The organism is Nocardiopsis sp. NPDC006198 (assembly GCF_040613895.1).
Taxonomy (GTDB): Bacteria; Actinomycetota; Actinomycetes; order Streptosporangiales; family Streptosporangiaceae; genus Nocardiopsis; species Nocardiopsis tropica.
The window spans coordinates 299,028-310,553 of record NZ_JBEXSY010000001.1; the positions used below are offsets into that span (position 1 = coordinate 299,028).

9 protein-coding genes are annotated in these 11,526 nt (G+C 71.9%); 2 read left to right on the top strand and 7 right to left on the bottom strand.

Going from position 1 to position 11,526, the window contains the following annotated elements; translation table 11 throughout:
* Positions 1 to 622: 622 nt before the first annotated feature.
* Together ABZ234_RS01435 and ABZ234_RS01440 are read left to right on the top strand one after the other, a co-directional pair.
* Positions 623 to 1,969, top strand: a complete 1,347-nt coding sequence (locus tag ABZ234_RS01435; RefSeq protein ID WP_355010538.1) for a condensation domain-containing protein — start codon at positions 623 to 625, stop codon at positions 1,967 to 1,969.
* A gap of 318 nt (positions 1,970 to 2,287) precedes the next feature.
* Positions 2,288 to 2,560 (top strand): phosphopantetheine-binding protein, encoded by a 273-nt coding sequence (locus ABZ234_RS01440; protein ID WP_355010539.1) that lies wholly within the window; start codon positions 2,288 to 2,290, stop codon positions 2,558 to 2,560.
* Positions 2,561 to 2,593: 33 nt separating this feature from the next.
* Here the strand turns inward: ABZ234_RS01440 and ABZ234_RS01445 are convergent, their stop codons facing one another.
* From ABZ234_RS01445 to ABZ234_RS01475, 7 genes are all read right to left on the bottom strand, one after another.
* Positions 2,594 to 3,874: a condensation domain-containing protein gene (locus ABZ234_RS01445; RefSeq protein WP_355010540.1), complete on the bottom strand. Its 1,281-nt coding sequence runs from the start codon at positions 3,872 to 3,874 to the stop codon at positions 2,594 to 2,596.
* On the bottom strand, positions 3,871 to 5,013 hold the full coding sequence (locus tag ABZ234_RS01450; protein WP_355010541.1) for an acyl-CoA dehydrogenase family protein: 1,143 nt from the start codon (positions 5,011 to 5,013) through the stop codon (positions 3,871 to 3,873). Before ABZ234_RS01450 ends, ABZ234_RS01445 begins: the two co-directional genes overlap by 4 nt.
* 73 nt (positions 5,014 to 5,086) lie before the next feature.
* The gene (locus ABZ234_RS01455) at positions 5,087 to 6,265 is read right to left on the bottom strand and encodes a pyridoxal-phosphate dependent enzyme (protein WP_355010542.1); all 1,179 of its coding nucleotides are present in this window, start codon (positions 6,263 to 6,265) and stop codon (positions 5,087 to 5,089) included.
* Positions 6,266 to 6,381: 116 nt separating this feature from the next.
* Complete coding sequence (locus ABZ234_RS01460) at positions 6,382 to 9,063, bottom strand: condensation domain-containing protein (RefSeq protein WP_355010543.1); 2,682 nt, start codon at positions 9,061 to 9,063, stop codon at positions 6,382 to 6,384.
* A 1-nt stretch (position 9,064) separates the two neighbouring features.
* Entirely contained in the window at positions 9,065 to 10,306 is a 1,242-nt protein-coding gene (locus ABZ234_RS01465; RefSeq protein ID WP_355010544.1) for a hypothetical protein, read from the bottom strand.
* Between the two features lie 68 nt (positions 10,307 to 10,374).
* Complete coding sequence (locus ABZ234_RS01470; RefSeq protein ID WP_330157644.1) at positions 10,375 to 10,626, bottom strand: phosphopantetheine-binding protein; 252 nt, start codon at positions 10,624 to 10,626, stop codon at positions 10,375 to 10,377.
* Between the two features lie 32 nt (positions 10,627 to 10,658).
* A complete protein-coding gene (locus tag ABZ234_RS01475; protein WP_355010545.1) occupies positions 10,659 to 11,510 on the bottom strand; it encodes a 3-hydroxyacyl-CoA dehydrogenase NAD-binding domain-containing protein in 852 nt (283 codons plus the stop codon).
* Positions 11,511 to 11,526: the final 16 nt, after the last annotated feature.

Here is an 11,526-nt window from a genome sequence, read left to right on the forward strand (position 1 = left end):
GCTGTGTTGCCCTAGGGGTTCTAGGGATCCTCCGGCCACCGCCGCCTCGCGCACCGGAGCCGGTACACGCCGGAGCCTCCATCACACCCGGCAGGAAACAATCCGATGGGTGTGGTATGCGGCGTGCACCGGCCCGCTGGACGTGATCGGCCTTCTACGACCAGCGCGAACGTCACCGCTCACCGAAAAGGAAACTGTCCTGGGCGGTGTCTGTCCGCTCGCCGCCCTGTCCGTGCTCGGCGCAGACCCGTGCGGTGCCGCCCCGAACTGTTCGAAGGGCGTCCGTCCGGGACCGGGCCGACCCGGAAACCGTAACTCTGCGAATTCGACCCCGGTATTCCTCCGTGGCCATTGCGTCCCTCTCGCCGTCGACACCTCCCCGACTGCTCTATGCTGCCCCATGCATTGCGGGTGTGTTCGGGAAGCGGCGGTGCGTCTTGTCGGGAGAAAGGTCTGGAAATTTCGGATGGAACTGCTAGAATTCTCCGCAAGCATTATTTTCGGGAATCCGGTGTCCTGCTTTTTCGAAGGCAGAGCAACGGCGGGTTTCGAACGAAGTCCGAACGCCGGTCCCCGCAGCGCTCGTTGACGAGACACCCGCTCCGACGGAAGAGGGTCCACCATGGTCGCCGAACGCCGCGCCGACATCCCCTTCGAGGCGTGGGGCGGCGCAGATCCGCAGTACGGCAGGCTGACCTGCGGTCAGCGTTTCATCTGGGACATCATCGCCGACCTCGCCCCGAACGACGAGCACCTCAACTCCGAGCTCCTGTTGGACGTGCCCGATGGCACGGAGCTCGAGGTGGTCCTTCGTGCGGTCCGCGCGCTGGTGGAACGCCACGCCTCGCTGCGCACCCTGTACACCGTGGACGAGGAGGGGGAGCCCGTCCAACAGGCGCACGCGCGGGGGACGATCCCCGTGGCGGTGATCGACACGGAGGAGGACGCCGAGCGGGTGGCGGAGGAGACCGCGCGGGCGAGCGCGGGCGAGCGGTTCTGCCTGGACACCGAGTTGCCGGTCAGGTTCTCGGTGGTCACCCAGGAGGGAGCCCCCCGGGTCCTCGTCCTCGTCCTCTCGCACATGGTCGTCGACATCTGGGGCCTTCGCCTCCTCGTCGAGCAGACCGGCAGACTCCTCGAAGGACAGCACCCCGACGACGTCCTTCCCGCCGACCCGTGGCAGCCACTGGACCAGCTCGCGTACGAGGAATCACCCGCCGGTCGGCGCAAGCTCGAGCGGGCGCACAAATTCCTGCGTGAGAGCCTGGCCGACGTCCCCGCGGGCCCCTTCCCCGATTCCGCGCGAGTGCGGCCCCAGCCGAACCGCTACTGGATGGGCGAGCTCCTCTCGCAGGCGCCCGACAAGGCCGCCCGCCTCCTGGCCCGGCACCTGGGCGTCAGTGCTTCGTCGGTCCTGATCGCCGTCGCGGCGATCACCCTGCACCGGCTCTGCGGGGTGACGGAGTTCGGTTTCTCGCTGCGGACCCTCAACCGCTACGACGCCAGGACGCAAACCGCCGTGGGGCACTACTCACAGGAGCTCCCGCTCGTGCTGCGCCGTCTGGACCGGGAGCTGCCCGACATGGCGGGCGAGGTGCAGCGCAGTGCGGTCTCGATGCTGCGGTGCCCCTACTACTGGCCTCCGGAAATGCGCCGCATCAGGGAGGAGGCCGTGCCCCCCGCGCGTTCGAACGCCACGATCAACTACATCGGCAAACCGGGAGGCGGGCCGGCGGAAGCGGAGGACATCCCCGCCGCGGAGCTTCTCTCCGACGCCGGGAACGCCCGGTTCCGATGGCTGTTCGAACACAGCGAGGAGAAGATCCAGTTCCTCCTCTCCTCGCATCCGCGCAGCCTCTCGCTCCTCGTCGACACGGCCTTTCTGCCGCCCGAACTCGCGGAACGGTACCTGCGCACGGTCCAGGACTCGCTCGTGGACCTGGCCCTCTCGGCGGTCCACGGACACTAGCGGGGGCGGGATCCGACGGCCGCGGCTCGCGCGCGTGCGGGTGGGGAGCGGCCGTTCCCGCGGTCCGTCCTCCGCCATGTCCACGGCCGGGGAGCCGCCGCGCCCCCTCACGGGGAGGGGCACGGGGAACCGGAGACCGTGCCGCCGACATCGGCGACCCCCACGGGTGCGGGTCCCTGCCGACGGCGCGAGGACGGCCCGGCACGAACTCCTTTCGTCAGCCCTGTTTCCCCGAGGAAGGGCTGTTGACAGTTCTGCGGGCCGCTCAGTACTGTTCACTCGAAATACCGGGAGCACAGAGGGTTGGGCGGTCGATTCATGGGATCCGATGTTCGTGCTATTACCGACGAGGAAGTCCTTGGCGTCGTCATATCCGGCCTCCCCGGTTTCAGGAACACCGAACAGCTGACCCCGCAATCGGATCTCTGGGCAGCCGGGATGGATTCCCTGTCCAATATCTCCGTCATGGTGGCGATCGAAGGCGAGTTCGGTATCGAATTCCCGGACGAGTTCCTGACGCCCGAGGTTTTCGCCAGCGCCGCGAACATCGCGGAGGCGGTCCGCGCGATCCTCGGCGGCCGGACCGGCTGACGGCCCGCCCGCGGCACGGGCGGGCTGCGCTTCTCACACCTGCCGCACCGGGTCCAGGCCCACCTCCCGCAGGGTCTGGGCGGACCCCTCGGCGATGCCGATCAGTCCGGCCTCGATGGCGGCGGCCGTCCTGGCCGGGCCGTCGCCGGGCATGAGGTGCTCGCTGGCCCCCACGCCGATCAGCACCCCCTCGCCCACGGCTATCGCCAGGTGCAGGTTCGCGCCGGTGCGCTGGCCGGACCCGCGCCACTGGGCCCCGGTCAGCAGGGGGGAACCCGGTGCGGGCTCCGCGTCCACCGCGCCCAGGAAGTTGAAGTGCCTGGCGAAGCCGGTCGGCTCGGGGTCGGGCTCCCCCTGGTCGCGCAGCCGCGCCGCGAGCGCGTCGACGTCGTAGGAGCCGTGCATGTAGGCCGACAGGCACTGCACGTAGGTGGCCTTGAGGAAGTCCAGGGGGTGGGCGTCCTCGTCGACGGCCACGGTCACCGGGGCGTACTGGTTGAGCGAGCCGACCACCTTCGCCCAGCGCTCGTCGACCCGGTTGGCGGCCATGAGGGCGAAGGTGAGCCTGTCGCGCGCCTCGAACCGGGAGACCGCCAGGGCGCCGACGCCGAGCAGTACGGACTGGACCGACACCCGCAGGTCCTCCGAGAGCTTCCGCGCGGCGGCCAGGCCTTCCAGGCTGTAGACCGAGGCCCGGCGGCGCCTGCTGGTGTCGGCCGGATCGCGGTCCCCCAGGTCCTTCCAGACCCCCGCCCAGTGGCGCAGGCTCCGCTCGCCGGCCTCAGGGCGCTCCCGCTGCTCCAGGGCCAGGTCCAGGGGCTGGGGCCCGGGCTCGGGGTCCCGTCCCTGGAGGAGGCGGCCGAAGTCCTCCTCCAGGACGGCCAGCGCGGCGTTGTCCGCAGCCACGTGGTGGATGGCGGTCACCAGGTAGAGGGGCTCGCCCTCGAAGGTGGCCACGGCCGCGCGCCAGGGCCGGCCCGCGTCGACCGGGATCGGTTCGGCCGCGTACCCGGCGGCCAGTCCCAGCGCGGCGGCCGCGGTGTCCTCGGTCAGTTCGACCGCCGGGACCTGCGACGGCTCGAAGGGGTGCACGCGCTGGGTGGGGGTCCCTTCGGCCGTGTACGAGCTCCGCAGGCCCTCGTGGGCCTCGACCAGGCGCAGCCAGGCGTCCATGACCTGGGCGGTTCCGACCCCGAACGGCACCTCCCAGGCGCTGGCCAGGTTCGCGACCGCCTGTGCGCCGGGGCCGTGCACGGCGAGGGAGCGCAGGACGGAGAGCTGGCCGTGCGTGAGCGGCCCGGTCCGCGTGTTCATGAGCGGGCCGCCTTCACGGCGTAGGCGCTCAGCAGGGTCTGCTGGATCTGGGAGGTGCCCTCGATGATCTCCAGCACCTTGGCGTCCCGGTAGTACCTCTGTACGGGCGCCTCGGCGCCGATGCCCTGCGCCCCGTGGATCTGGACCGCGTGGTCGGCCGCCCGCACCGCCACGGTCGAGCCCCGGTACTTGGCCATGAGGGTGTGGTGCACGGCGTCGGGGTCGCCCTGTTCCACACTGACCCCGGCGTGGTGGCACAGCAGCCGTGCGGCCATGGTGTCCGTGGCCATGTCGGCGAGCATCTGCTGGACCAGCTGGTGGTTGGCGATCTCGGTCCCGTACTGCACGCGCCGGCCCGCGTACCGGGCGGACTCCTCCAGGCAGGCCTGCGCCAGGCCCACCGCGCCCCAGGCGGTGCTGTACCTGCCCAGGTCGAGGGCGTTGGAGGCGACGAAGGCGAGTCCCATCCCGGCCCTGCCGAGCAGTCGGGCGGAGGGGATGCGGCAGTCGTCCAGGGTGATGCGGCCCAGCAGCGATCCGCGCAGGCCCATCAGCCCCCGGACGGGCTCCACGGACAGGCCCGGGGTGTTGCGCTCCACGAGGAAGGCGGTGTGCTGTCCCTCGAGCGAGGCGAACACGAGGAAGAGGTCGGCGGTCTGCGCGAAGCTGATCCACTTCTTGTCGCCCCGCAGGACGATCTCCTCGCCGTCCCGGGTCGCGGTGGTCGCGACCGCTTTGGCGTCGCTGCCCACATCGGGTTCGGTCAGGGCGAACGCGGCCGTGACCTCGCCCGAGACGATGCCCCCCAGCCACCGGTCCCGCTGTTCCGGGGTGCCCCACCTGGCCAGGGACAGCGCGACCATGTCCTGGCACGCCACGAAGTTGCGCACGGTCTGGCAGGCGCGGCCGAGCTGCTCCGAGAGCAGTCCGTACTCGACCATGGGCATGCCCGCGCCGCCGAGCTCCCCGGGGACGGTGGCCCCGAGGTATCCCCGCTCCGCGAGCAGGGCGACCACCTCGGGGGAGAGGGTCTGCCCGGCGTCGAAACCGTCCGCGAGGGGGGCCAGGTGTTCGTCGGCGAAGGCGCGGAACTCGCCGAGGCGGTCGGACTGGTGCTTGGTGAGGTGTGTGAGTGTCAACGGGGTCCTCGGCGTGGTGCGGTTCTGTGGGTCGGTGGTCCGGGTCAGCCCGCTGCGGTCCGCGGGCGGCGCGCTAGTCGGGTCTGCGGGCGGTGCGGGGGTCGTCTCCGCCGGTCAGGTTGGCCAGGACCACCTGGTCGGGGGTGAGGCGTCCGGCCGCCGCCTCGTTGCGCAGGGCGGCGACGGTGGCGGCGGAGGAGTGGCACACGTCCAGCCCCTCCACCTTGTGGAGCAGTGCGCGCGCCTCGACCAGCTCCTCCTGGCCGACCTCGACGATGCCGCCGCCGGTGCCGGCGGCGACGTCCCTCATGTACGGGTAGGTGGCCCGGGCATCGCCCAGCAGGATGGCGCGGGCGAGGCCGGCGGGGTCCTTGACCACGTCGTCCTCGGTGAGCTCCTCGCGCCCCTCCCGCCATGCCCTGGCCATGGGCGCGCAGGTGTCCTGCTGGACCATCAGCATGCGGGGCACCGCGGTGAGCCGCCCGGTCGCCACGTACTCCTCGGCGCCCTTGCGCGCCGCCAGCATCCCCATGCCGCTGCTGACGGCCTGCACGACGACGTCGGGCTGGACGTCCATGGAGTCGAAGGCCTCCAGGTAGGTCAGCTTCAGGCCCTCGCGGCGCGCCCAGTTGAAGAAGCCGCCCTCCCACACGAGCCCGTTCTCCTCGGCGAAGCGCTGCGCGGCGCGGCTGGCCTCCGCGTAGCTGCCGTCCACGACGGTCAGGGGGGTGCGTTCGCCGGGTTCGGCGCGGTGGTCGCCCGCGAACTCGCGGCCGCAGAAGAAGTGCGCGCGCATCGCGCCGTCGCGCTCGACGGCGCGGGCCAGGGACGTGGAGCTGTTGCCGGTGCTGGAGGCCACCCACTCCTCGATGCCGAACTGCCGGAACACGGCCAGGACCACGGAGGCGAGCCGGTCCTTGGTGGTTCCGGTCGGCTGGCGGGACTCGTCCTTGACCCAGAGGTTGGGCAGGCCCAGCAGGGCGCCGAGCTCGGGGGCGGGGCGGCAGGGCGTGCGCACGCTGATCCCCGCCGCGGGGAGGAACCGCGGCTCGACCGGCAGGAAGTCCTGGTAGGCCAGTTCCGGTCGGCCGCTCTCCCGCGGGGCGGCGCCGTCCAGGTCCAGGCGGGGGTCGAGCGCGCCCGTACATCGTTCGCAGCGCAGCCTGAACTGCGGTTCGCACTGCCATCCGCACAGGAGGCAGGTCAGGGCGAAGGCGGGGGAGGGGGCGGAGGCGTCGGCGTCCACGGGCATGGGAATCCCTTTGCGCGAGAAGGATCGGGGGTCGGGCGCCGGCTCTTCCGGTGGCGGGCGCGGCCGCGGACGGACGGGTCTGCCGGGCGCGGGCGGTCGGCTGGTTCGGTTCGGGGTCAGGCCGGCGGGGGAGGGGTGTCGCGGCGGACGCGCACCCCCAGCTTTTCGAGGTTCTCCAGGGCCTGGACGAGGCCGGCGCGGTCGTCGGGGCCCTGGCGCATGGTGGTCAGGACGGTGGCCCGGCCGCCGTGCGCCCGCACGCTCTGTTCCAGTGCGGGGGCCAGGACGGGGTGTGCGCTGATCTCGACCAGGACGTCGTGCTCGGCCAGGAGCAGCTCGGTCGCCTCCGCCAGCAGGACGGTGTGCCGCAGGTTGCGCGCGAAGTAGGCCGCGGTGGCCTCCTGCCACTCCAGTTCCCGCCCGGTGACCGAGGAGATCATGGGGAGCCGTCCCGGCCGGGGACGGAGTTCTCCCACGGCCCGTTCGAGGTCGTCCATGACCGGGTCGATGGCCGGGCTGTGCGCGGGCAGGTCGACGCGGACCATCGCGCACAGCACGTCGCGGGCCTGGAAGTCGGCGACGACGGCCCGCAGCTCGGCGCCGTCCCCGGCCAGCACGGTGGTCCTGGGGCCGTTGTGGGCGGCCACCTCCACCGTCGATCCGCGGGCGTCCAGGTGGGCGACGAGTTCCGCGGCCGACAGCTCGAAGACCGCCATGCCGCTGCCGCGGCCGGCGACGCGGCGCTGCTGGTCGCTGTAGTGGTGGATCAGCCGCATGGCGTCCGGGACGTCGAGGACGCCGGCGATGACGCAGGCGGCGACCTCGCCGAGGCTGTGGCCCGCGACCGCGCCCGGCCTCACGCCCGCGTCCTCGAGCCAGGCGGCGATGCCGATCTGGACGGCGCACAGCAGGGGTTGCATCACCCCCACGTCCCCGGACCGGATGTGCGGTTCGTCGAGGTGGAGCTCCTCCAGGAGGGACCAGCCGGTGTGCCGGGCCAGCTCGGCGTCGCACTCGCGCAGCACCGAGCGGAAGACCGGTTCGGTGCGGAGCAGTTCGCGTGCCATGCCCGCCCACTGCTGGCCGTAGGGGGAGCACACGAAGGCCACGTTCGGCGCCTGTGCGACGGCCGCGGCCGGCCTGCCGGTGTCCGGGGCCTGCCGGGCGCCCTCGCGGCCCAGCTCGCTGATGCGCAGGTCGGGGGTGGAGGCCGCAGCCTCCAGCAGGTCCAGGAAGTCCTGTGTGAGCTTTTCTGCGTCCTGGTGGGTGTACAGGTCGCGGGCGTAGGTGAGGCTGGTGTCCACCCCAGCGGGGGTCCTGTCGTCGGTGAAGTCCTCGATCAGCTCGAAGCGCAGGTCGAAGCGGGTGATCCCCTCCTCCACGGGTTCGCGCTCCACCGTCAGCCCGGGCAGTTCCAGCTCGGCGGCGGTGGTGTTCTGGAAGGCGAGCATGACCTGGATGAGCGGGTGCCAGGCGGGGGAGCGCTGCGGGGCGAGCGCCTGCACCAGGTGGTCGAAGGGCACGTCCTGGTGGGCGAAGGCGGCCAGGCACCTGCCGTGCGTCTGGGAGAGGAGTTCGCGGAAGGTCGGGTCGCCGTCGGTCCGGTTGCGCAGGACGAGCGTGTTGACGAAGAAGCCGACCAGGTCGTCCAGCGCCTCGTCGGTGCGGCCCGCGGTCGGGGTGCCGATGGCGATGTCCGTGCCGGCGCCCCTGCGCGTCAGCAGCGCGGCCAGCGTCGCCTGCACCACCATGAACACGCTGGTGCCGGTGGAGCGCGCCAGTTCCCGCAGTGCGCGGTGGGTGCGGGCGGGGACGCGGGCGGGGACCCGGCCGCCCCTGTGCGAGGGCGTCGCCGGCCGGGGGCCGGTCGCGTCGATCTCCAGCCGGTCGGACAGGCCCTCCAGCTCCTCGCACCAGAAGCGGGTCTGCCGGTTGAGCGGGCTCTGCGGGTCCTGCGGTGCGCCGAGCAGCTCGCGGTGCCACAGGGTGTAGTCGACGTACTGGACCGCGAGGTCGGTCCAGGGCGGTTCCGCGCCGGCCCTGCGGGCGGCGTAGGCGGTGCCGATGTCGCGGACCAGCGGCGCCAGCGACCAGCCGTCGCAGGCGATGTGGTGCACCACCAGCATGAGCACGTGCTCGCGTTCGCCCAGGCGCAGCAGCCGGGCGCGCAGCGGGGTCTGCGCCGTCAGGTCGAAGAGGTGGCCGGACTCCGCGGTCAGGATCTGGGCGAGGTCCTCCTCGCGGACACGGTCGACCTCCAGGCCGACCGGGGCTTCCCCGGGGTCGAGCACGATCTGCTGGGGCCGCCCGTCCCAGTCCGGGTAGGCGGTGCGCAGGCTCTCGTGGCGGGCCACCAGGTCCTCCAGCGCCCGGTGCAGCGCCGCGACGTCCAGCTCGCCGCGCAGCCGGTAGGCCATGGGCATGTTGTAGTTGCCCGCGCCGCCGTGCAGGCGGTTGAGGAACCACAGCCGCCGCTGCGTGTACGAGAGCGGGATCTCCTCGGGCCGTTCGGCCGGGGCCAGCGGCGGGCGCGGGTCCTGTCCGGCCTCTCCCAGTCGCTCGGCGAGCTCGACGACCGTGGGGGCGTCGAAGACCGCGCGCACGGGGAGGTCCACGCCCAGGACGGCCCGGATGCGCGTCGTCAGCCTGGTGGCCAGGAGCGAGTGCCCGCCCAGGTCGAGGAAGGAGTCGTTCACGGAGACCGACTCCACCCCGAGGACCTGGGAGAACAGGGAGCAGAGGAGGTCCTGCACCCGGTCGCGGGGCGGTCGGGCACCGCCGGTGCCGGTGGCGCCCATCTCAGATCCCGCCCGCGGCGCGCACGCCCGTACGGACCGGGTCCGGCCAGTCCTGCTCATCGGTCCCGAACTGGCTCAGGAAGGCGAACACGAGCCGTTCCAGGCCGAACCCCACACACCCGCTGTGGGCGGGCCCCTCCCCGCGGGTGATGTCGAACGCGCGGCCGAACAGGTCGTCGTGGAAGTTGAACGAGCCGACCGCGATGCTGCGGTCGGGGCCGACGGGGAGCCGCAGCTCGTACTTGAGCTCCTGCAGGCGCTGCGACCAGATCCGCGCGGAGGTGTCGGAGCCGCTGAAGAAGGGGTCGTTGCCCACCTCGCACCAGCCGCTCAGGCCGAGCTCCTCGAGGAAGGCGAAGACCTTGCTCATGTAGCGCTCCCGCGCCCGGGCGACGTCCTCGCGCGATCCGAGGAAGACGATCTCCCGGATGGTGAAGTCCCAGAGCCGCTCCAGGGTGGTGGAGTAGCCCGCCTCGAACCGGAAGGACTTGCCGCGGGAGGTGACCACGTGCAGGCCCTCGCCCTCCAGCGCCCGCCCGCCGTACTGGGCGAAGGTGTGGTAGCACATGGTCGGCGGCAGGCAGTAGTCCACGTTCCCGCACGACTGCAGCACCGAGGGGCCGATGCCCGTCCGGGGGTAGGACTCCTGGAAGGACCGGTAGACGTCGATGTCGTTGTGCAGCCGCGTGACGAACATCAGGTGCTGGGGGAAGGACGTGAAGTACCCGGCCCTCTCCAGGGTCGAGGTCCTGATCAGCGTCGGGTACCGGAACTCGCGTGCGGAGTGGTCCTGCGCGAGGATCCCCAGGACCGCGCGGTCGAAGTAGGCGAACAGGGACAGCAGGGGTTCGCCGACGGCGACCTGGCCCTCGCCGACCTCGGCGACCGCTCCGGCCGCCGCCAGGCGCTCGAACGTGTCGCCGTCCGCGGCGCGCCCGTGCGGCGAGGTCCACACGGACTTGGGCCGGGTCGGCATCTGCGGGCGCACGTCGTTGTCGACCATCCGGTTGACCTTGGCCTCAAGCCCGTCCTCCCCGCAGGGCCCGCGGGTGGTCAGGTCCACCGCCGTCACCGTGTCGCCGTCCCCGACCAGCGCGAAACCGGAGATCCGCGGGGACACGAAGTACAGCCGCCTCTCGATCTCCGGCCCCAGAGCCCCGGGGACGGGGGTGTGCAGGGGGACGCGTGTGGGGCCGCCGCCGGCCGGGGCCGGCGGCTGGTCGTTGCGGTGCGTGTGGTTCACGGGGGTGCCTTACTCGCCGTTCGGAAGCAGGGGGCGCGCGGGGGCGGGGGGACCGGTGCGCGTCGGGGTCAGCTCTGCGCGTCGGTCCTGGACGTGGCCAGGCGGACGAGCCCGTTCACCGTGCGGAAGTTGTCGAAGTCCATGTCGTCCGGGCCGAGCGTCAGAGCGAACTCCTTCTCGACGAAGGCGGCGAGCTGCATCGCGAACAGGGAGTTGACGTAGCCCAGGGCGAAGAAGTCGTCGGTGTCGGCCAGCGGCTGCCCGCCGGTGTGCTCGCGCAGGAACGTGTGGATGCGCTCTCGTGCGTTCTCGGTCGTCATGTCCGTGTCTCCTGTCGGGGGTCGGAAGGGGGTCAGTAGGTGTGGAAGCCCTGGCCGCTCTTGCGGCCGAGCAGGCCGGCGTCGACCATCTTCTGCAGGAGCGGGGCCGGGCGGTACTTGCTGTCGCGGAAGCTGTCGTGCAGGACGGTGATCGAGTTGAGGATCGTGTCGAGGCCGATGAGGTCGCCGGTCTCCAGCGGCCCCATCTTGTGGCCGAAGCAGCCGCGGAACATCTTGTCGACGTCCTCGGCCGAGGCGATCCCCTCCTGCACGCAGAAGATCGCCTCGTTGATCGTCAGCATCAGGACGCGGTTGGTGATGAAGCCGGGGGCGTCCTGGACGACGATCCCCTCCTTGCCGAGGTCCTTGAGCAGGCCCAGCGCCGTGTCCAGGGTCTGCTCGGAGGTGAAGTGCCCCTGGACGACCTCGACCGTGTCCATCAGCGGCACGGGGTTCATGAAGTGCAGTCCGAGGATCTGGGGAGCGCGTCCGGTCACCGACCCCACCCGGGTGATGGGCACGGCCGAGGTGTTGACGCCGAAGACCACGCCGGGGCGGCACAGGGAGTCGATCTCCTCGTAGACCTCGCGTTTGACGTCCCAGTCCTCCGTCACGTTCTCCACGACGAAGTCGGCCTCCGCCATCGGCGCGAGCCCGGTGCCGGTCCGGATGCGTGCCAGCACGTCCTCGGGGGGCTCCGACGGGGTCCGGCCGCTCAGCATGCCGTTGACGAGCAGGTCGCGCCCGATCTGGCTGATCGCGCTGTCGATCTGTGCCTGGGAGACGTCGACGAGGACCACGTCGAACGACGCCTCGGCGAAGGCCTGGGCCACGCCGCGCCCGATGGTGCCGGCGCCGATCACGCCCACGGTGCGCACACTCACGCGGTACCGCCTTTCC

What these genes read in the sequence shown, in the direction of transcription:
- ABZ234_RS01445 (WP_355010540.1), bottom strand. Translation starts at nt 3,874, where the DNA reads ATGAACACGCGGACCGGGCCGCTCACGCACGGCCAGCTCTCCGTCCTG.
- ABZ234_RS01440 (WP_355010539.1), top strand. Translation starts at nt 2,288, where the DNA reads ATGGGATCCGATGTTCGTGCTATTACCGACGAGGAAGTCCTTGGCGTC.
- ABZ234_RS01435 (WP_355010538.1), top strand. Translation starts at nt 623, where the DNA reads ATGGTCGCCGAACGCCGCGCCGACATCCCCTTCGAGGCGTGGGGCGGC.
- ABZ234_RS01470 (WP_330157644.1), bottom strand. Translation starts at nt 10,626, where the DNA reads ATGACGACCGAGAACGCACGAGAGCGCATCCACACGTTCCTGCGCGAG.
- ABZ234_RS01455 (WP_355010542.1), bottom strand. Translation starts at nt 6,265, where the DNA reads ATGCCCGTGGACGCCGACGCCTCCGCCCCCTCCCCCGCCTTCGCCCTG.
- ABZ234_RS01460 (WP_355010543.1), bottom strand. Translation starts at nt 9,063, where the DNA reads ATGGGCGCCACCGGCACCGGCGGTGCCCGACCGCCCCGCGACCGGGTG.